General features: G+C 57.1%; 17 protein-coding genes and 2 pseudogenes. 8 read left to right on the top strand and 11 right to left on the bottom strand.

Annotation, left to right across the window (positions count from 1 at the left end; all coding sequences use genetic code 11):
- Positions 1 to 28: 28 nt before the first annotated feature.
- Positions 29 to 799 carry an SDR family NAD(P)-dependent oxidoreductase gene (locus GA0061101_RS30130; protein ID WP_037199463.1) on the bottom strand — a complete coding sequence of 257 codons (771 nt, stop codon included), beginning with the start codon at positions 797 to 799 and terminating at the stop codon, positions 29 to 31.
- Between the two features lie 210 nt (positions 800 to 1009).
- On the opposite strand from GA0061101_RS30130, the gene GA0061101_RS39580 reads away from it, so the two are divergent.
- Positions 1010 to 1168, top strand: coding sequence for a hypothetical protein (locus GA0061101_RS39580; protein WP_156143675.1), 159 nt, complete (start codon positions 1010 to 1012; stop codon positions 1166 to 1168).
- Between the two features lie 174 nt (positions 1169 to 1342).
- Here the strand turns inward: GA0061101_RS39580 and GA0061101_RS30125 are convergent, their stop codons facing one another.
- From GA0061101_RS30125 to GA0061101_RS30110, 3 genes are all read right to left on the bottom strand, one after another.
- A complete protein-coding gene (locus tag GA0061101_RS30125; protein WP_037199455.1) occupies positions 1343 to 3337 on the bottom strand; it encodes a glycosyltransferase in 1995 nt (664 codons plus the stop codon).
- On the bottom strand, positions 3319 to 4551 hold the full coding sequence (locus GA0061101_RS30120; protein WP_037199452.1) for an HlyD family secretion protein: 1233 nt from the start codon (positions 4549 to 4551) through the stop codon (positions 3319 to 3321). The genes GA0061101_RS30125 and GA0061101_RS30120 overlap by 19 nt, the downstream gene beginning before the upstream one ends.
- A gap of 1018 nt (positions 4552 to 5569) precedes the next feature.
- On the bottom strand, positions 5570 to 5893 hold the full coding sequence (locus GA0061101_RS30110) for a hypothetical protein (protein WP_037199450.1): 324 nt from the start codon (positions 5891 to 5893) through the stop codon (positions 5570 to 5572).
- 363 nt (positions 5894 to 6256) lie between these two features.
- Here GA0061101_RS30110 and GA0061101_RS30105 point away from each other — a divergent pair, with 363 nt between their 5' ends.
- On the top strand, positions 6257 to 6763 hold the full coding sequence (locus tag GA0061101_RS30105) for a hypothetical protein (RefSeq protein ID WP_245297611.1): 507 nt from the start codon (positions 6257 to 6259) through the stop codon (positions 6761 to 6763).
- Here the strand turns inward: GA0061101_RS30105 and GA0061101_RS30100 are convergent.
- Both GA0061101_RS30100 and GA0061101_RS30095 read right to left on the bottom strand, forming a co-directional pair.
- Positions 6757 to 7401 carry a response regulator gene (locus tag GA0061101_RS30100; protein ID WP_037199448.1) on the bottom strand — a complete coding sequence of 215 codons (645 nt, stop codon included), beginning with the start codon at positions 7399 to 7401 and terminating at the stop codon, positions 6757 to 6759. The two genes, GA0061101_RS30105 and GA0061101_RS30100, sit on opposite strands and share 7 nt — an antisense overlap.
- Positions 7398 to 8831: a sensor histidine kinase gene (locus GA0061101_RS30095; RefSeq protein WP_037199444.1), complete on the bottom strand. Its 1434-nt coding sequence runs from the start codon at positions 8829 to 8831 to the stop codon at positions 7398 to 7400. Before GA0061101_RS30095 ends, GA0061101_RS30100 begins: the two co-directional genes overlap by 4 nt.
- Positions 8832 to 9117: 286 nt before the next feature.
- On the opposite strand from GA0061101_RS30095, the gene GA0061101_RS30090 reads away from it, so the two are divergent.
- On the top strand, positions 9118 to 9777 hold the full coding sequence (locus GA0061101_RS30090) for a hypothetical protein (RefSeq protein ID WP_037199442.1): 660 nt from the start codon (positions 9118 to 9120) through the stop codon (positions 9775 to 9777).
- A 602-nt stretch (positions 9778 to 10379) separates the two neighbouring features.
- Positions 10380 to 10862 (top strand): NUDIX hydrolase, encoded by a 483-nt coding sequence (locus GA0061101_RS30085; RefSeq protein WP_047560402.1) that lies wholly within the window; start codon positions 10380 to 10382, stop codon positions 10860 to 10862.
- Positions 10863 to 10909: 47 nt separating this feature from the next.
- On the opposite strand, the gene GA0061101_RS30080 is transcribed toward GA0061101_RS30085, so the two are convergent.
- Entirely contained in the window at positions 10910 to 11119 is a 210-nt protein-coding gene (locus GA0061101_RS30080) for a hypothetical protein (RefSeq protein ID WP_245297610.1), read from the bottom strand.
- A 369-nt stretch (positions 11120 to 11488) separates the two neighbouring features.
- Between GA0061101_RS30080 and GA0061101_RS40400 the strand changes: the two are divergent.
- Positions 11489 to 11644, top strand: a pseudogene (locus tag GA0061101_RS40400) (3'-5' exonuclease); the annotation flags it as partial.
- On the opposite strand, the pseudogene GA0061101_RS40395 reads toward GA0061101_RS40400, so the two are convergent.
- Positions 11633 to 11781 (bottom strand): annotated as a pseudogene (locus GA0061101_RS40395) (integrase); the annotation flags it as partial. The pseudogenes GA0061101_RS40400 and GA0061101_RS40395 sit on opposite strands and share 12 nt — an antisense overlap.
- Positions 11775 to 12710, bottom strand: a complete 936-nt coding sequence (locus tag GA0061101_RS30075) for an AraC family transcriptional regulator (protein WP_037199429.1) — start codon at positions 12708 to 12710, stop codon at positions 11775 to 11777. The gene GA0061101_RS30075 and the pseudogene GA0061101_RS40395, both read right to left, overlap by 7 nt.
- A 134-nt stretch (positions 12711 to 12844) precedes the next feature.
- Between GA0061101_RS30075 and GA0061101_RS30070 the strand changes: the two genes are divergently transcribed.
- Positions 12845 to 13729 carry an NAD(P)H-binding protein gene (locus GA0061101_RS30070; protein ID WP_037199427.1) on the top strand — a complete coding sequence of 295 codons (885 nt, stop codon included), beginning with the start codon at positions 12845 to 12847 and terminating at the stop codon, positions 13727 to 13729.
- Positions 13730 to 13862: 133 nt separating this feature from the next.
- On the opposite strand, the gene GA0061101_RS38950 is transcribed toward GA0061101_RS30070, so the two are convergent.
- Both GA0061101_RS38950 and GA0061101_RS30060 read right to left on the bottom strand, forming a co-directional pair.
- Positions 13863 to 14093 carry a hypothetical protein gene (locus GA0061101_RS38950; protein ID WP_141694136.1) on the bottom strand — a complete coding sequence of 77 codons (231 nt, stop codon included), beginning with the start codon at positions 14091 to 14093 and terminating at the stop codon, positions 13863 to 13865.
- 481 nt (positions 14094 to 14574) lie between these two features.
- Positions 14575 to 15210: a TetR/AcrR family transcriptional regulator gene (locus GA0061101_RS30060; RefSeq protein ID WP_037199423.1), complete on the bottom strand. Its 636-nt coding sequence runs from the start codon at positions 15208 to 15210 to the stop codon at positions 14575 to 14577.
- 88 nt (positions 15211 to 15298) lie between these two features.
- Between GA0061101_RS30060 and GA0061101_RS30055 the strand changes: the two genes are divergently transcribed.
- Entirely contained in the window at positions 15299 to 16072 is a 774-nt protein-coding gene (locus GA0061101_RS30055; RefSeq protein WP_037199421.1) for an SDR family oxidoreductase, read from the top strand.
- Between the two features lie 701 nt (positions 16073 to 16773).
- Positions 16774 to 18768, top strand: coding sequence for a LodA/GoxA family CTQ-dependent oxidase (locus tag GA0061101_RS30050; protein WP_051964052.1), 1995 nt, complete (start codon positions 16774 to 16776; stop codon positions 18766 to 18768).
- The last annotated feature ends 1 nt before the right edge of the window (position 18769 follow it).

The following is an 18769-nucleotide window of genomic DNA, read 5'->3' as shown; positions in this document are numbered from 1 at the left end:
CTATGCTGTCAAGCTTGAATTTCCATGCTTAGATCGATGCTAAAAAACCGCCGTCGACAGGGATGCATTGGCCAGTAATGTAGGCCGATGCGCCGCTCGCAAGGAAGATAACGGCGCCTCCGATGTCGGAACCATCACCGAACCGCTTTTGTGGAATCTTGTCGAGCATTTTCGCCGACCAACCCTCGTCCTGATAAAAGCCTTCAGTCATCGCCGTGCGGAAATAGCCCGGCGCGACTGCATTCACGCGGATGCCCAGCGGCGCCCATTCGGCCGAAAGCGCGCGTGTCATGCCAAGCAGTCCGGACTTCGAGGAGCCATAGGGCACGGCGGTCGGGATGCCGACATAGGAGGTAAGCGAGCAGAGATTGATGATGCTTCCGCCGCGAGGCTGGCGTGACATCCGGCGCGCCGCCCCCTGCGACCAGAAGAACGCACCCTTGAGGTTGGTGCCGATAATCTTATCCCAGAGCTGTTCGTCGACGTCGAGCGAGGGGGATATCTGTTCATAGCCGGCGTTGTTGACAAGGATATCGACTGCGCCAGTGATGCTTTCGAACTTGCTTAGCGTTTCGTCGATGGACGAGATGTCTGTCACATCCTGGGCGCTCGTGATGCAGGTCCTGCCGAGGGCCTCGATCTTTTCTTTGGTTTCGCTTAGCGAATTTTGATCGCGCGCCGTAACGCAGACATCGGCACCCGCTTCGGCAAGCGCCAGCGTAATCCATTGGCCTATGCCACGGCTCGCGCCGGTTACAACTGCTACTCTACCTGCCAGATCAAACATCGTATTGGCCATGATGATCCCCTTGCTTTTGCAGGATAGAACCACCGTTCAACAATGATGTCTATACATGTATTGACAAAAAGAGACATTCCTATTTGCGTCTGAAAGACGCGCCGTGCCAAAAGTTGCTACAGGACATTGCGCTCAGAAATCCCGATCGACAGCCGCAGAGACAATCATTAGGTTTGAGATTGATTGCCCAGGATCTGCCGATCGGATCGAATGGCTGATTATCAATGGCTTTCAGCTTCACATCGGTGCGATCAAGATGAAGACGCAGGATTTCAGATAGTGATCGCAGGTTCTGATCGCTTCAAGGCGACGGATATTTCTTTTCCCGGTGGCAACTTTCGATGGCGCTTTGTTGCCGGCGTCAAGTGACGGTCGCATGCCGGCGACGACCGTTTTGTTGCTGCAACTTATCGGTATGCGGTCGAACCGCGTCCATTATAAGTTTTTGGTCCAGCTGACGAACTGCGCGCGGATCGAGAGAATTGTTCATGTACAAGCCATTTTGCGGCGGCAGCCCATCGACTCCATCGGGTCAGAATTCGACTATAATGTGCGCGCTCGCCCGAATGATCGCAGCAGAAGATTGACCGAGACGGCGACCTTGTCGATATCGCGAATGTCCTGCGAATATTGTCCGGTATAAAGCTTCACGATCATCCTGTCGCGATCGGCTGCGCTGAGTTCGAAATGCAGGTGAAGATAGTAAGCTTGCGTATCGCCGCCGCGGCTGATGCTCCGTCGCCGTTGGGTCACCCGTTTGAGTTCTGTTTTGAACGGAGCGAAGCCGTTTAGCTTCAGCAGGACGGAGCTGGATTGAAAACGGGCCTCGGGGGACACCGCGACGACTGCCTTGTCCAGTGCCAAACTGACGACCTGGCCAGGGACATCGTCCACTGTGGCGTTCTCCTCGAGTTTGAACGCATGAAACAATCGCCGGGGCTTTTCAAAGCAGATGAGAGAGGCGATCGCCAGGACGACGATGTTGATACCTGCCCATAAGGCTGCGATCGGGGAAAACTGGCCCTGAACATTGGTCGTTTCCGGCACGATATTGATGAGCAGGCCGATGGCGGTGATGGTGATCAGGCCCGCGATCCAGGCAAAGCTATATCTGTCGAAATGGTTGGTTTCGTTGCCGCTGCCCTTCGGCGTCACCCTGAACGGCTTGCCGAATGGCTGTACCAAGCTTGACACGACGGTCGGCAGCATCCGGAATGTTGCAAAGGTTCCGACCGCGCTTGAAATTACAGGCAGGTAACGCGTCGGCGTTATCCACAGCATGAGAAGGAAATAGGCCGCCAGCAGTGGCACCTGGTAAGAGACATAGTCGGCAATGTCGGTGAAATAGAGGGGCACCAGACCGAACCAGAGATAGGCGATCGGCACGATCAATATCATGAAGCGCACGAGATATTGCACCAGCCATGAGGCCGGCAGGAACATGATCCGCTGGAATAGGGATAGTCCCGGACCGCGCAGCGGGCCGTTGTGCAGATAGAGCGTCTGAATGCCTCCTTGGCACCACCGTTCGCGCTGCACGAAATATCCAGTGAGATTCTCCGCTGCCAGCCCCATCGACAGGCGTTCGTTCAAGTAGCGCGTCTTGTAGCCTTTGTTGAGCATGGACAGCGTGGTCAGCAAATCCTCCGTGATCGATTCCGTCGGAAAGCCGCCGATCGCATCGACAGCCTTGCGGCGGGCGATCGAGCAAGAGCCGCAGCAAAAACTGACGTCCCAGGTGTCTCTGCTGGGGGCGATTTCGTCGAAAAACAAGCGCTGCTCATCCGGCCAGATATTCTCCAGGCCCAGATTCGATTGCACCGGATCGACGTTGAAAAAATGTTGTGGCGTCTGGACGATGCCGATGCTTTCATCGGAAAAGAAGGGCAGGGTTCGGCGCAGAAAATGCCGGTAGGGCACAAAATCCGCGTCGAAGACGGCGACGAATTCGCCGGAACTCACCTTCAACCCGTTGTTCATATTGCCCGCTTTCGCGTGCGAATTATCGCCGCGCGTGACGTGGATTGCTTTCTTTTTTTCGCAAAAGTGCTTGAGCCAGTCGCGGCGCTGGTCGTCGAGAACGTATACCTTCAGCTTGTCGGCGGGATAATCGAGCGATAACGCCCCGACAATTGTTCTCTCGAGCACGTCGAGCGGCTCGTTGTAGGTGGGAATGAAGACATCCACCGTGGGTAGTTCTGCCTCGTCGCGTGCGAAGAAGCTCTTCGCCAGTCTGTCGGCCTCGGCGCTGCGATCGACATAGCGGCTCATCAGAACCAGAAAAAGCAAGACCTCCGTAAAGGCCAGCAACTCGACGATGAAGACAAACCAGACCCAATAGAAATTAAAGCCATCATAGGGGTAGGGAAGAACGGTTTGCGTCAGCCGCCAAAGCATATAGCGCAACGCGATCGTTCCGACGAAAGCGCAGGTGATCGCCCGTGTCCAAGTCTGGTGACGCGACCAATTGAATGGTCCCAGGAGAAAAAGGGCCAAAACAACAAAGGTCGGAGCGAGTGCTAGAAGATACTGAACCACAGGTTTTTAACCCAATTCGACAAGCCGATGCTATGTTTGGGAAACCGGACCTGGACTGTTCGTCCCACCTGGCAGAAATTCGCAAAGTCGCCGTTCATGAAGGATGGCTCCAGGCGGACCCGAATTCGGGCATTTCGCTGCGATGTTTCCGGTAAGCCGGCTGCGAAGGAATCGCTCTCGACACCTGCAGAGCTGCCCTTTACCGAGGTGACTACCCCCTTGAAGACGTCGCTCCGCCCGAACAGGCGCACCTGCGCTGCAAGTCCCGGATAAATCTCGTCATAGTCGACCTCGGGAACAAGAATATCGACAAAAAGCTCCCGGCAGTCGAGGAGGCGCACGAGCTCGTTATTGAGCACAATATTGGAGCCGTTGACGATGCTCCTGCCCCAGACAACACCATCGAATGGCGCCGTCGCTGTTGCAGATTCGAGACTGCTGACGCGACTGCCTTCTTCGATCAACTGCTTTTCTACCTCGGCGGCTCGTGTCTCATTTTCCGCTATGCGTGAGTTCAAGTCGCTGATACGGACGACGACCTCGTCTTCACGTTGTCGCGAATAAGGCACATCGTTCTGCCCGTCGCCGGACACAAAGATACCCTGGCGAAGCGCATTGAGCCTCTGTTGCAATTGGTCGACAGTCAAATTGCTGATTTCCACCTCGCCGCCGGTCGCAGCCCCTGCGGCGCGTGCCGCATCAACCATCCTTTGCGTGAGGATACCTTTTGACTCCAGGTCCATCCGGCGGTTCAGGTCGACCTGTGCGGCAAGATCCTGCGCTTGCGAGACCTCGACTTTCTTTCGCAGGATTTCCACCTCGCGTTCCAGATTGGCAATCGTGGTTTGCTTGAAGACCTCCAACCGATTGGATAGCTGCCCGCGAAGTTGGGAAAGCTCGTCGCGTTCCTTTTTCAGAGCGATTACACGGTCGCTTGCTGTGTTGCGATCCGCTTCCAGCGAAGCAAGGATAGCACGATTGACGCGCTGATTGGTGATTTCTGCGAGCGTCTGGCCCTCTTTAACAGGGGCGCCAACTTTAGCCGGCTCACCCGTAATCATGCCGTCGATAGGGGCATTGATGATAGCGAAGCGAGCATTGACCGTACCATCACGGCTGGTGAAGCCAGTGATTGCCGGCAACGAGACGATAATCGCAATCGCCAGCAAGAGCAGGCCGACAGTGATCCGTGTAATGCGATGGTTCCAGATCATATTGGTAGACAGACATATCGCGTTAACAACTATCGGCGCCTTCGAATCGAGTGCCAAGGATAATAGGTACAACTAAGCCTTTAGTAATTTAGCCTAGTGAAAATTAGCAAGCAAGCAGCTATCGCAAAAGATGGATAACGAAAAATGGGTCCACGGATGTTTTGGTCGCTCTTCTTCGTCCAAAGCAAAGCTTGCCTGCGCTCTAGGAGCGCAGGCATGTTGATCTGCCGAACTGTAAATTAGCCGCAGAGCCGGGGCTTGAATGCGATTATTCATTGAACGAAATTCACGCATCCCGAAATTTTTGGAAACTCGAACGCAAGCAATATGTGCAATCCTTTATTGGGGATGGTGGTCCGGGACACCGTAATGAGGCGGGCAACTATCGTCTTTCAGTTGGCGAGGAAGCCTCATGCCCTGCAATATATATGAAATACGGCAGCCCCACGCGATCGGTTCCCAGGATGTTGATTTCTGCCGGAGAAGGATCCAACTACGCATTTTGGATAATTATCTATTGTAAATCAATATGTTAACTATATCTCACAGGTCGATACTGAGTTCAAATCTCTTATCAAGAGCAGCCGTTTGTGGCCTTCATCGGAAATTTCGTTCCAGCGGAATGACGTGAAAGGACGAGTCCGCTCAAGTTGATTGGACTGTTTAGCCGGCATACAAGTGGAAACAGGCGAAATCCGGGCCTGTTGTCCTGTTCGTGCCATCAAAGCAAGCTGAAGTATTCGGTTTTCGGCTTTCCGGTCTTCCGATCGTGACCCAATTCATGGCCGACCTTTTCACCTTCACGGAGCTAACCTCCCTGCGACAAAGCAGAAACGCGGACAAATGCGTCCATTCCGCTGTTTGCGGGACAATTGAAACCAACCGTTTTATCTTCATTGAAAAATTTCACAGTGCCCGCTGGGATCGCAATTTCCTCTTTTTGCCTGGATTCCCGTCCTCGTCCCGGTGGTCTTTTGATCTATCAATGGTTGCCAACTAAGATAGTTTGGTGGAAATTTCAGGCGACTGGGTTGCAGGCGCTTTTCACGCTTCGTGTCGAGCAGTATTCAAGCTCAATCTCAAGTAGCCTCGTTGCCTGGGCAAGTGCATCTTCTGTCTCCGTGAACAGTCGTGATTTATCGCCCATCCTGGCTTCGCTATAATGTCTGGCACGCAGCAAGACGAGTTCGGCCAAGTCGATGCATTCCGGTGTCGGCTGGACGAGCTTGAGGCAATACCGCAAATTGATAGCGACCTCGAGCATGAATTCGGCGACCGAGAAATCCAATATTGCGCCCGGCGGTGCTGACCTGGCCAGAAATACCCTCCAGTTTTGGGTCATCGTGCTACCCCTTTCCATCGGACCCATTGAACGAACATTCGCTTATTGCGCCCTGCAATCTTGCAGAGTCATCGTCGTGATCCGGACCATTGCGTGCGCATCGGCAAAGCCCCGAATGTTCGCAATTATATCGGCCGGGGGAAATCGCTTTCAATAACGCAAGCCTGTGATTGGGCTTCGGTCCGTCTCCTGCTCCGACGTTGGTCCGATGATCTGCCGGCGAAAAGCCTCACATGCGATTGCTGAAGTCCAAACCGGGGCTTCTCCCGTCGATAAAACTTGACCCCTCGCGGCGTTGCGGCGATCTGATATGAAGGTCAGGAATTTGCCAATCGACGATAGCGGCGGCTTTCGTGCCCGGGAATGATGTCTGCTCGTCGCCGGATCTATTCGAAGCCTCAGGAGGCTGTGGTGTTATTGCGTCGAAAGTTAATTGCTGCCTTGCCATGCTTGCTGTTGACCTTGGTCAACACGGCGCTTCCATACACCCTCAAAGTTCACGGCGTCTCTGCGACGCTTACGCAGCAGGTGGCAGAAGCGAAAGGGGGTAACGGCAATGGTGGTGGAAATGGCAACGGCGGAGGCAATAGCGGCAATGGAGGTGGAAGCGGCAGCGGAAATGGGAACGGCAATGGTAAGGGAAACGGCAATGGCCAGTCGTCCAGTACCAAGAGCGCAACGCAAAGCCAGGTCGATGCCGATCAGTCTACCGATGACGGTAGTGGCTCGATCACCGTGCACCACAAGGATGGGATGAGCGAAAAAATACAGAGCGGACGCTATATGATGGAGGATTCAAAGGGCCGCACGATCGTCAACCGCAATGCAACGATCGCAGACGAGCAGCGGCTCAAATCCTTCCTTCATTGACGGCGTCTTTCAAGTTCATCGCGGAACGCCATTGCGGCCTCTGTTCTGTTGCTCACTTCCAGCTTGGTGAATATCTGGGTCATGTGATGCTTGATGGTCTTTTCATGAAGATCGAGCTTCAGGCCGATATGTTTGTTGCTCAAACCCGCAGAAGCTAGCTCCAGCACCTCCCGTTCACGATCCGTCAACGCATTGAAGGGATTGATCTGAGTGCCCGATCCGCTTTCCGAAATCAGACGAGCCGATAGGGTCGGTGCGACATAGCTGTCACCGGCGGCAATGCTACGAATGATATCGGCCAATGCCCGCGACCCGACGCCTTTGAGAACGTAGCCCTTGGCACCGCTCTTGAGTGCCGTCATCAGGTCATCGCTTGCTTCGGAGACCGTCAGCATCACGATCTTCTGGTCGGGAATCTGTTCGAGTATGAGGGGGATGGCGTCCAATCCTCCGCCTGGCATCGAAATGTCGAGCAGCAAGATGTCTGGACGATGTTCCACGGCAATGCGCAATGCCTCTTGCTTGCTGCTGCCTTCGCCAACAATGTTGAACTCGTCCATTTCGGTTAGGCTTCGAATGACGCCCTCCCTGAAAAGCGGGTGGTCGTCTATCACTGCCAATCTGATTGCACCTGTCATGCCTGTTCCATTTCCTCGATGCTCAGGGACATTCGAACTGTGGTTCCCTGATTCGATGATGAAAGCTGAAAAGTACCGCCGAGGCTTTCGACCCGATCTCTGAGGCCCGCAAGGCCGAGCTTTTGCGGGCCGACATCCTTCGGATCGAACCCCGGCCCTTCATCGACAACTTCGATTACGATCTGCTCATGATCCAACGATTGCATAACCTTCTGTCCAATCCCCCCCGCATGACGATAGCCATTGTTCAAAGCTTCCTGGACGAAGCGATAGACGCATATCTTTGCGGAGGTGGGAAGATCTCTCGGCGTCGTGCCCACCAAGAGCGTAACTGTAACACCGGTGCGCCGTTCGTGCTCGCGGATTGCCCGTCCAATGAGATCGGTCAGGTTGTCCGTCTCGATATGTGGTAACATCAGCCCGCTACAGATATTTCTGATTTCTGCCATGGCGTCGCCAAGACTGGTCTTGATGGTGCGCAACGACGCGTCACGTTCGGCCGACGAGGCTTTGGGGCTCGTCAGGGTCCGGCTGTCCAGACGTAAAGAGGCATAAGCGATCAATTGAGCAGGACCGTCATGCAGGTCAGCGCCAATGCGGCGGAGATAGCTCTCGTTAAGTGCGGCTGCGCGCTGGGTTGCGCGTTGAACGCGTGCCCGCAACGCCTCATTCTGTAGAAGAAGTGTCGACAATTCCCCAATGCGGCCGTTGAGCGCCCTGCGCTGATTGTCGATGGTTCGGCTACCACGCAGAACGATGATCGACAGAAGGGAGAAGAAGGTCAGCGTAAACAAAGCGACCACAAGCCAGCTCAACAGGCGGGCCTGATTGACGCTCCATTCGAGGTCGTTGGCAACCTCGTAAAACTCCGAGACGGCGACGACTTTGCCCGACCAGGGCTGGAGCACCGGATTGTAGATTTCCAGGAGTGGTTTGCCGCTATTGCGCTCAGCAACGCTTTCCACATCATCGATCCGGTTGAATTTAGCGACCATTTGGCCAGAAAAAGCTGTTCGCAGGCTGTCTGAGAGCGGAAACCCTTTGCCGGAGAGGTCCTTGTTGTTGGAATAGAGGATCGTCCCGTCATTGCGCCATAGACGGAATGAAAATAGCCGCGTGCCAAGCGCGCCCTGGCCAAGTGTTTCGTCCAGCGCCCGTGTTACCGTGTCATCGAGGGCCTGAGTGGTTTGCATGTCCGGGAGAAGGGGGGCAATGACGCTATCGACATAAAGGGCCGTCGTTGCCGCGGAATTGCGTGTCACTGCATTTTCGATGAGGCTGGCAACGAAGGAGCCGACAACGAGCATCGCGCAGGTAGCGACGAAGCCGCCGGCGAGCAGGAACTGCCTGGCCAAGGACTGCGAGTTCCAGCGTTCGACGAGACTTGCCAGAGATAGCTTGTACTTATGAATTACTCGCGGAACTGGCATGGTCAGCACGGATCTCCCAATCCAATATAGCTACCCCAGCAGGACCAGGTGTCAACTGGTGCGACGTCGGTACCGCTCGCGTTGTCGCGCGAAGCATCGCCCCTTGGCCTGTGCGAAGTGGGAGACCATCGGGCGCGATCAATCAGACTATGGTCTAAATGCCCAAGGCATAGGTCCAATGGGTGTAGCAACATGGGATTTCGGCAATATTGTAATGCGCAATGATTTGCCGACACGACCGCTGTTGCCGCCATAGGCGGTGAAAATTTGTGAAGGAGAAGTGCGCATGAGAATCCGATTCATCATTGGTACCGCGAGCCTCGGCCTGGTACTCGCCGTCGCTCCCTTGGGAGGGACTGCCATCGGCTTTGCGCAGACGGCATTCGCCAAGGGTGGAAACGGTGGCGGCAATGGCAATGGCAATGGCGGAGGCCATGGCGAAGGAAACTCCGGCCATGAAAAGTCCGGCGGCGACGATGCAGGCAGCACATCCGCGAGTACGGCAACAACGCAAGGTGCCTCGTCGTCGTTGCGGGCTCATCATCCTGACAAACACTCCGAAGCGCACAGTGCAAGCACAAAGACACACGTCTCAAAGCCCGATGAAGGCAGGCTTAGCTCGCTCCGGAGAGACTACCATGCCTATTTGAACTCCAAGGACCCCAAGATGGCGGCCCTCTCAGCCTATGTGAAGTCATATGCAGAGTTCGAAATGCAATATGGAACGACAGCTGTGCCTACCGATCCGGCCCTCAGCGACGCCGCCCTGCGTTCGGCGCTGGCGCAACTATCGAACAAACCCGTGACGGATCAGACGCTCGCTGAAGCAAAGAGCATTCTGGGCGTTGGAACAGATAGCGGAAAAATCGCAGAAGTCCGCGATGCGCTCGAAAAGAAGTCTGAAACCAGCGCTCCGTCTCAGAGCGATACGGTAACTGCCGATTGAAGGCGCTGCCCTAGCGGCGTCCTGGAGTGAGCATATCGCTCCAGGGGCGCCTGTGGCGACAACGTTGCGCGATCATCGTTCGCAAGATTGCGCTCACCAGTTTGGCGTCAATGTACGCCAATCCCCAGCCGGTCTGCCCACCGGCTCTATCGCCGGGTCGGGCCTTCCGCCCCAGATGCTGCTCGATCCGGCGATAGGCGAGTTGGTGATATAGTCGAGCATCACAGCACGAAAGCTGTCCGCGGAGTTCATGCGGGGAAACCCAAGGCTTTAAAGAGGCCTGTTCGGCCGAAGGTGGCGTCGCCTTACCTGAACGCGGCTTGAGAAGTGCCCCGGTTCGGCTTTCATTCAGAGATCGACTACACTCCGGTCTGCCCCGATCGGTTAGGGCGACGCCACCCTGCACTCTCCTTGCCCAAAGCCAATCAATCCTAGGTAGATCATGATCAGGCAACATCGATGTTGCTCGGAGGCTACGCCTTCGGGGCGCTGGGGATCAAGCGCAAGGAGAATACGCGTTGGATTGAGATACCAGCGGCATCAATAGGCTCTTGTCGAGACTCAGCATGACCTACATACTGGTTTTCTAATAGGATGTTCTCATGGGCAAAGTCGAAACCCATCTATCAAAGCTAGCTGAACATGCGGAGGCGCTGCTTCGCGGGGAAGTGTTCGATCAATTCGGTGCCCTTTGCTTTCGCACCGACAACCAAGGTGTTCTTGAAATCTTGCTCGTGACAACCCGCGAGACGCGCCGTTGGACTATCCCAAAGGGTTGGCCGATCAAGGGACTGAAGCCGCATGAAGTGGCCGAACGTGAAGCGTGGGAAGAAGCAGGTGTGAAGGGCAGGGCGAGGAAGAAGGCCGCCGGCTACTATACATATCTGAAGACCTTGCCTGATGGCAGCAAGACGCCCGCCATGGTGGAAGTTCACCTGCTGTCTGTCGACAAGGTCTGCGAAAAATTCCCCGAACACAAAGAGCGTACTCTTGAATGGATGTCCCCGTTGGAGGCCGCGCGACGGGTCAATGAGCCAGAATTGAAGGGCCTGTTGATCACGCTAGAAGCTGGTGGCCTGGCATAGGCGATGCCGATATGGAGGCGTGCTTGTCGCATGAGTTGGAAGGCAGGCTAGGTCATTCGTTTCAACAACGCGACCAGGACGTCGGTGCGGTCGTTGGCTTCGAGCGAGAGGACCTGATGATCCACCAGGTCACCGATCGCCAGCAATACCTCGCGTTCCGACCAGCCGACGGAGATCGCCGCGCTTACCAGATCCTGAAAAGCTGCTTGCAGCGCATCCTGGCATCGTATGTGCCTGTCAGGATCGTCGTCAGTCACGAAGGGTCGTACGATATCGCGCATGCTGAAAAGGTGAACTGATTTGCCGGCTTTGGCAATCGAATATCACAAACAGCTAAAGGGCGCCTGGCCTACCACATCCTTGCAATCCGGCTCGATTCGCATCGGAGATCTTCGCCAAGCGCTGTGAAATAGCATCCAAGAATGACCCCGTCGGTATGACGCTTACGTCGTTGAAATATATCATATCTTTGGAGAAAGTGGCGATCATAGCGGCGTCGCCCATGACCCCGTTGATGTTCGGATTTCCAATTTCAAGCTGTTGCAGGGAATCTCAACGGGGTCATTGTTCAGAGCCGGTTCACATCTAGAGGTCCTGGCTCGAGAAATGGACGGAGCGGCTTCCACCGCTTTCGCGAACTCTATGAAGCAAGCCAGAGGTCGCGTGTCGGGATCTTTGCCGAGAACAGCCCCTTCGACATGAAGGACCACCTGAAGGCGCGAGGCTATCGCTGGTCCGACGGCAGCGACGGCCGTCCCAAATCCTGGCGGATCGAGATCGGCTGCACGTTTCTCCGGAACCCAAAGGTAATGCGCCACGAATTTGAGCAGCAATGCCTCGACCGCAGGCCAGGGGGAGTGAATTTCCGGCGGCCGTCATCCCCCAAGGCTTCGAGATAGGCAAGATCCGAGGTCAGGGTAAGGAATGATCTGCGGCCTCTTCTCTGCGGTGGCGGCTGAAGTGCCGGGGTGAGAGGCCCATCACCCGTTTAAAAGCCGCGCCGAAGGCGCTCTCGGATTCGTATCCGAGTGCAGAAGCAATGGCGGGGATACTCTCTGATGAGCGTGCCAGCCGCTCGCTGGCGAGCAGCATGCGCCAGCGCGTCAGGTAGTCCATGGGCGTAAGCCCGACTGTTTCCTTGAACCTGAGAGCGAACGTCGTTCTCGACATGCCCACATTCCGGGCCAGTTCCTGCAATGTCCATCGGCGCGCCGGATCGGCATGGATGTGGTTGATCGCTTTGCCCATCTGCTTGTCGGCCAGTGCGAAGAGCCATCCGACACGGCCTTCGACGGCTTCACCCAGGTACAGCCGTAATGCCTGGACCAGCATCAGGTGCGCAAGATGTTCCGCCACCAGACTGCTGCCGGGCTGCGTATCCCGCAACTCCTGGCGCATGCGCTCGAGAAGCCAGCGCAGTGATGCCTGATCCCCCTCGTTCCGAATATGGACAATCGGCGGAAGCAGGCCAAGCAGAATATCCGCGTGATGGCCGATCAACGTGAAGCGGCTGCCGGCAAGAAAGAACTCACCTCCGCCATTGCACCGGGCAATGCCGCCACGCTTTGCCGGCTGAAAGACAAGAGTGGCGTCGACCGGCGGCACGCTCAGATCGCTTGCAAGCCGAAATGGCCGGCCCTTTGTCAGAAGAAAACAGTCACCCGTCTCAAGACGCACGGGGTCGGATACGCCTTCCATCGCCAACCAGCATTGGCCGGAAATCACGGCGTTGCACTTGATGCCCTCGTAGCTCGGAAACTGGACCGACCAGTCACCACCTGCCTCAAAGCCGGCAGAGACGTAACTGAGTGGTTTCAGCAGGGCGAGAATATCGGAAAGCGGGTCCATTCGGGCTTTTGAACGATCGCGACGAAAACACGGACTTTAGAGCATGGATCGTTCATCGTCTATGGGGCATCTCCAGACACCTTGCGGGGAGAGACCCAAGCAGGAACGCGTTTTGGAAGCACCAGGAGATACAGATGATTGTCATTACCGCGCCCACGGGCAATATCGGCAGCCAGGTCCTCGCAAACATTCTCGATAGCGCAGAGCGTATTCGCGTGATTGCGCGAGATCCTTCCAAACTGTCTTCACAGGTGCTGAACCGGGTCGAGGTGGTTGAAGGTTCGCACAGCGACGCCGCCGTCGTTAAAAAGGCTTTCGCTGGCGCCGACCGTGTGTTCTGGCTCGTCCCGGCCGACCCGCGTGCGCCAAGTGCCGAGGCGGCCTATCTGGACTTCTCTCGGCCCGCGTGCGAGGCGCTCAAAACAAGTGGTGTGAAGCAGGTGGTCGGCATCTCCGCGCTTGGGCGCGGATGGCCTAAAGACGCTGGGCACGTGACGGCAACTCTAAAGATGGACGATCTGATAGCAAGCACCGGCGTGAGCTATCGAGCCCTGGCCTGCGCCAGCCTTATGGAGAACTTTCTGCGGCAGGCTGCGCTAATCAGGGATCACGGCGCCTTCTACTGGCCGACAACCGCCGATCGCAAGGAGCCGGCATGCGCCACCCGCGATGTTGCCGCCTTGGCGGCACGCCTGCTGCTTAGCCGGTCTTGGACCGGCGTCGAGAGCATTCCGATGCTCGGTCCGGAGGACATTTCTTTTGACGAAATGATGGCGATCATTTCGGATGTGATCGGAAAGCCTGTGCAGTATCACCTTATGGCGATGGACGATCTGAAAGCGATGATGATCAAGAGGGGCGCTTCGGAAGGCATGGCGAGGGCCATGGTAAACATGATGACGGCGAAGAACGAGGGCATGGATCATCTGGTGAAGCGCACGCCGTCTTCCTCCTCCGACACGCCGACCAGTTTTCGCCGATGGAGCGAAGAGGTCCTCAAGCCAGCGCTTGTGGCTTAGCAAAGGCGAGCGATGGCGACTGATGAAACAGTAGCAAACGCTCGCACAAGCTTGACGATCCACTCGCTTGCCGTGCGCCGTTCTCGCCTGCATTGGCGTATCATCAGATCAACGGTAGAGTGATCGACCGTCGTCAGCTCATGCGAGATGTGGCCCGCAATTTCGTCGTCGCCTGAATGCGAAATGGCACTATACCCGCGAGCATCTGAAAATTGATCTGGACGAGGCCGCCGAAACCCTTGTGCAGGTGGTCATGGTTGAAATGAGCGCCTTCGGCTTGATCCATCGAACCTGGCAACTCAATCGATGCACGGTGTACTTCTGGACCAAACTCGGTGGACTTTGGACGATTGGTCGGGTGCAAGTTCTTTCCGAAGAGGCCAAACACCTGGGTTGGCGGTTTGGGGTCACGCGGCGCTAGGGAAAGGCGCATCTCTTTCCGTATGGCGTCAACCCGATGTGATTGTTCAGTACCGGTCGGATCAAAACGCTCGCGCGTGCAGCTCTTGTTGAGGACATCACCCTCGCAAGGCGAAACGGACCGGTGCGCAAGAGGGGGGCCGACCTCGCGAACGAGGCGCTCCTAGTGGACCCTTTCAAGAGCCTCACAGTCATTATCCCAGCGCATCCCTCGGGACACGGGTGGCCGAACCCCGCTGATGAAGTTGGCGATTGCCGGCTGCAAGCCGCGGAGGTAGTGAAGACGAAGTGAACCAACCCTTCAAGAAAGCCATTTGGGCAGGACGCGCAAAGGTTTCCCTTGTCCTATACCCGCCGGACGCGATCGAATTGCTCAATATCGAGTTCTGCGATCCTTGCGGTCAGAATGAGTGGTTGGCTTGTCTTCAATCCGAATTTCCGGCCGGGGTCTGACGCATTCCGGGCCAGGCCGTGAGTGCGATGTCGATCAGGCGCTTCAGCAGAGCATTGCAGGCGCCGTCGCAGGCTTGGGCGGACATGCCTTGGATGATAGCGCCGTAGAAGCGCGCGAGCGTGTCGGTATCGGTTTCCGCCGGCAATTCGCCTTCGGTGATTGCGCGATCGAAGCGGCTCTTGAGAACCTGCATCGACGCCTCGCGCAGCGCCGCCGTCGTCCGGGCGACCGATGCATTTTCTTCCGCATGCTGGAGGACCGCCGTCGAGACCATGCATCCCCGCGGCTTGTCCGGCTGGGTATCGCCATCGGCAATATCGTAGAGGTAGAGGCTCAGGGCTTCGTAAACCGGAAGATTGGAATGCAGTATTTCCGACCGGCGACTGTTTTCACGGGCTATACTGAAGTCGAGCGCCTGACGGTACAATTCTTCCTTGGAGCCGAAAGTCGAATATAGCGTCGGCGGATTGATCCCCATGGCCTTCGTTAGGTCGGCGGTCGAGGTTCCTTCATAGCCGCGTTCCCAGAACAGGCGTGCCGCGATGTCGAGCCCGACGTCGCGATCGAGCACGCGTGGTCTGCCTCGTTTGCGGACTGGCTCATCCATTAAAATAGTGATCCCTATTAAATTGTTGACAGACTTTCTTTCCTCCTTATTATAGCGGTCACTATTTAATTTAGCAACGGAGTGAACCATGTCCAAAAGACTCGCAGACAAGATAGCCCTAATCACCGGAAGCTCGCGCGGTATCGGCCGAGCCGTAGCCCTTGCTTTCGCGAAAGAAGGTGCCGCGCTGATCGGCGTGCATTACACCGCCAATTCGGATGCGGCCAATGCCACTGTCCGCGACATCGAAAGGCTCGGCGTCAAGGCTGTGGCCGTGAAGGCCGATCTCAGACACGGCAAGGACGCCGCTGACAGCCTCTGGGCGCAATTCAGCGAAGCCGTGCGCACCGAGACGGGTTCGCCCGCTCTCGACATTCTGGTGAACAATGCCGGCATTGCACCCGCGATACCCTTGAAGCAGACGAGCGAAGCCGCGTTCGATGAGGTGATGACGATCAACTACAAGGCGCCGTTCTTCCTGATCCAGGCAGTCGCCGACCACATTCGCGACAATGGCCGCATCATCAATGTCTCGACAGGGTTCACGCGGATCGCGGCCCCGACGCATCCGGCCTATGCAGCCTCGAAGGGGGCGCTGGAGACACTGACACTGGCGCTGGCACCAGAATTTGCGGCTCGGGGGATTACGGTCAATGCCGTGCTGCCGGGTGTGACGGAGACGGATATGAACGCAGAGTGGCTGGCATCGCCGGACGCGCGCGCCGGCGCCGAAGCACTCTCGGTCTTCTCTCGTGTCGGCCGGGCGGAGGACGTCGCAGACGTCATCGCTTTCCTTGCGTCGAACGATGCGCGCTGGACGACCGGCCAGATGATCGATGCAACAGGTGGTGCCCGGATCTGATCTATCCGAGGCTCCGCTATGTTTCCGGCCGATCAAACCAAGCGGCTAGGGCGTATTCTTGACGAAATTGACCGCGCTCGCTGAGCGCGGTCTTGGCTTCGCCCACTCCATCAGAGCCTGCTCGCATGCCTAACGTCAATTACTCATCGCTATTCTAAGACGACCAGGCGCTGCTTCGCATCGAACGACGGTCTTTGTAGTTGTCGGTCGCAAAGGCTAATCAGATTCCAACCGACTGTCTGCGTCTATTCTTGCCTATTCCTAACGACGGAGGGAGAGAGCCGTGTTGTGGCGTGGAAGCGTCAGAGCGCGAAACCTGCGCTCAGACCGGATCTACCAAGATAGCAGGCGAAATATTTCGTCGGATTGTCAAACGTTGCATCCTTTGCCGCAACGCGGTCGCCGCCGCGGCTGTTGAGAACAACATCAGGTCCCGCACCTGACTGTTGTTCTCAACGGTTGAGGCAAGTTGCGCACGTCTGTCGCGCGTTCCTAGCTCGTACATTCTACTTGACGTTTTATAGAGTTACTTCAAACTCGACTAAAGGGAAGACATATTATGAGCTACGCAAGTCGCAATTGGAAAGCTACCCAGACCACCGATCTCGTCGGGTGATCTACCCCACTTCCGCCGCGTTGCGTCATGCCGTCAACGGCATGCCGGAGGCGGAGCCTCATACCCCACGCGCTCAAGGAGCCCCATGACCGGCACGATCAGCCCCTTCGATCCCAAGCGCATCACTGCGCTACGCGTCTACCCGCCGCTGGGCCTCGCACGCGTCGGCAATTGCACCGCGCAGGATGTATTCGCCGACGACTATCTCATCTCAACGGAAGTGATCGGCGGAATGCCGACACGGCTGGATGGCGCACGCGCCGAAACGGTCGACGACTTTCGCGGGCCTGATTCCTCGATCCGGAGACACGCTGCGCGGTTCCGGGTTTATGCGACGCTCGACGACGGCACGGTTACCGAAGTCACGCTGGCTGCTGGCGTCCAGATCGAATGGCGGGTCACGCTCGCCAATTTGAAGGCCGGCTGGTATCAGTTCCTGCAGGCGATGGACCTGCCTGCCGGCATTGCCAAGGACGCGCCGCGCCGCAATCCTAACGTGACCGGTGCGAGCGGCGACCGCTCGGGCCTTGACATTCGCCCGCGGTCGAAAGCCATTTCGGGCGCATCGCTTAAGGGACCGCAATTCCAGTTCGCCGATGGCGCCTTCAGGAACCAGCCTGTCTATTTAGGTGAGTTGCGCACCGATGCCGAAGGGCGCCTCCTCGTCCTTGGTGGCCGCGGGGTCTCGGCTTGCTATCCACCCAACACCGCGCTCACCACCTTCGCGAACAACGACGACTGGCACGACGACATTGCAGACGGCCCAGTGCGTGCCGCAGTCCGCTTTGCCGACGGTACGACGATCGATGCGGAGCCGGGTTATGTTGCCGTAACGCCGCCCAACTTCGCGCCCGGCGTGTTCGGTGTTGTTACGATGGACGACGCGGTGCGCGAGACGTACATCGCGCAAGGCTGGCTGACGCGGCCCGCCGCAACCTCGTTCAGCAATGACATCTGGCCGATTTTCAAACGCCTCAGTGACCTTCAATGGGTCAATCAGGGCCTCTACATGATCCACGGCCATAGCGGGCCGCTCGATGTTGACGCGACCGAAGTACTTAAGAAGCTGCGCGATGCCTCGCCGCAGGGCTCGGATTGGCGCTCCGCCATCTTCGCGCTGTTTCGACGCGAGCAGGACCTGCTGGCGCCAGACCCGGGATTCTTACCGCAGATTTATGGGGACGCAGAAGGCGAGGTTGTCGATCCGGCGTGCCTCGCGGTCACGCGCACGCAGTTCGAGCATCTCGAGCGCTGGGCTGCCGGCGATTTTGCGGACGACTGGACAGGTCCAACCCCACCTGCCGACTTCGCGTCGCTGAGCGCCGCCGAGCAGCTTGAGCAGCTCGAGCGTGCCGCTCTTCACGATTGCCTTGGAGGGCCGTTCCATCCCGGCATCGAACTCACATGGACGATGCGGATCCCGTATGTCTGGAAGATGCCTTATCGGCTCAATGTCAACCCGTCGGACGCGCCGGCGCGACAGGACTGGGGCGACATGCTCTCGCCGGCCGCCTGTTTGGCAATTGGCGGACCATATGATGGCGTCTCGGCCGGCGCGCTGACGCGCTTCATGGGCGTGCCATGGCAATCTGACGGCGCGTCCTGTAACTCGTCGGCCGACTATAATCCGGGCTATTTTCTGTCAATGCCGACCTTCTGGGGTGCTCGAGTGCCTGACCAGGTGCTGTCGCACGAGAGCGCCGTGCGCGTCATAGCCAATGTCGCGCGCGGCCATCAAACCCAGGCGGCGAAATATTTTGCCAGCCGCTCGGATTGGCTCCGCGACGTTCGCGGTTCGGGTTATTACCAGCGCATCGCGCTTATGGTACGTGAGTGGCACGATCTCGGCATGGTGCTCCCGTTCGGCGAAACGATCGATGGCCTTCCCGATCCCGTTCGGGTTGAGCAGGGTCGTTCGGAGCATTTCGTGCGTGGTGACGTGAAGCCAGCGCTCATGGCGAAGCTCGAAGGCGATCCGCCGCAGATCAAAGAGCTGCTCAGCGCGACTCTGAGTGGCGCTCGCGCGGTGGCGCCGCCTCCCGGACGGCCGCGCCGCCGCTACCGTCAGGGCGAAATCTGAG

This window comes from Martinezella lusitana (assembly GCF_900094565.1).
In the GTDB taxonomy this organism is placed as follows: domain Bacteria; phylum Pseudomonadota; class Alphaproteobacteria; order Rhizobiales; family Rhizobiaceae; genus Rhizobium; species Rhizobium lusitanum.
Note: the sequence above shows the minus strand (reverse complement) of the source record. Positions and strands in the feature narration are given on the sequence as shown.

What these genes read in the sequence shown, in the direction of transcription:
- GA0061101_RS30075 (WP_037199429.1), bottom strand. Translation starts at nt 12,710, where the DNA reads ATGGACCCGCTTTCCGATATTCTCGCCCTGCTGAAACCACTCAGTTAC.
- GA0061101_RS30120 (WP_037199452.1), bottom strand. Translation starts at nt 4,551, where the DNA reads ATGATCTGGAACCATCGCATTACACGGATCACTGTCGGCCTGCTCTTG.
- GA0061101_RS30110 (WP_037199450.1), bottom strand. Translation starts at nt 5,893, where the DNA reads ATGACCCAAAACTGGAGGGTATTTCTGGCCAGGTCAGCACCGCCGGGC.
- GA0061101_RS30055 (WP_037199421.1), top strand. Translation starts at nt 15,299, where the DNA reads ATGTCCAAAAGACTCGCAGACAAGATAGCCCTAATCACCGGAAGCTCG.
- GA0061101_RS30105 (WP_245297611.1), top strand. Translation starts at nt 6,257, where the DNA reads ATGATGTCTGCTCGTCGCCGGATCTATTCGAAGCCTCAGGAGGCTGTG.
- GA0061101_RS30060 (WP_037199423.1), bottom strand. Translation starts at nt 15,210, where the DNA reads ATGGATGAGCCAGTCCGCAAACGAGGCAGACCACGCGTGCTCGATCGC.
- GA0061101_RS30100 (WP_037199448.1), bottom strand. Translation starts at nt 7,401, where the DNA reads ATGACAGGTGCAATCAGATTGGCAGTGATAGACGACCACCCGCTTTTC.
- GA0061101_RS30050 (WP_051964052.1), top strand. Translation starts at nt 16,774, where the DNA reads ATGACCGGCACGATCAGCCCCTTCGATCCCAAGCGCATCACTGCGCTA.
- GA0061101_RS30070 (WP_037199427.1), top strand. Translation starts at nt 12,845, where the DNA reads ATGATTGTCATTACCGCGCCCACGGGCAATATCGGCAGCCAGGTCCTC.
- GA0061101_RS30095 (WP_037199444.1), bottom strand. Translation starts at nt 8,831, where the DNA reads ATGCCAGTTCCGCGAGTAATTCATAAGTACAAGCTATCTCTGGCAAGT.
- GA0061101_RS30090 (WP_037199442.1), top strand. Translation starts at nt 9,118, where the DNA reads ATGAGAATCCGATTCATCATTGGTACCGCGAGCCTCGGCCTGGTACTC.
- GA0061101_RS30130 (WP_037199463.1), bottom strand. Translation starts at nt 799, where the DNA reads ATGGCCAATACGATGTTTGATCTGGCAGGTAGAGTAGCAGTTGTAACC.
- GA0061101_RS30085 (WP_047560402.1), top strand. Translation starts at nt 10,380, where the DNA reads ATGGGCAAAGTCGAAACCCATCTATCAAAGCTAGCTGAACATGCGGAG.
- GA0061101_RS39580 (WP_156143675.1), top strand. Translation starts at nt 1,010, where the DNA reads ATGGCTGATTATCAATGGCTTTCAGCTTCACATCGGTGCGATCAAGAT.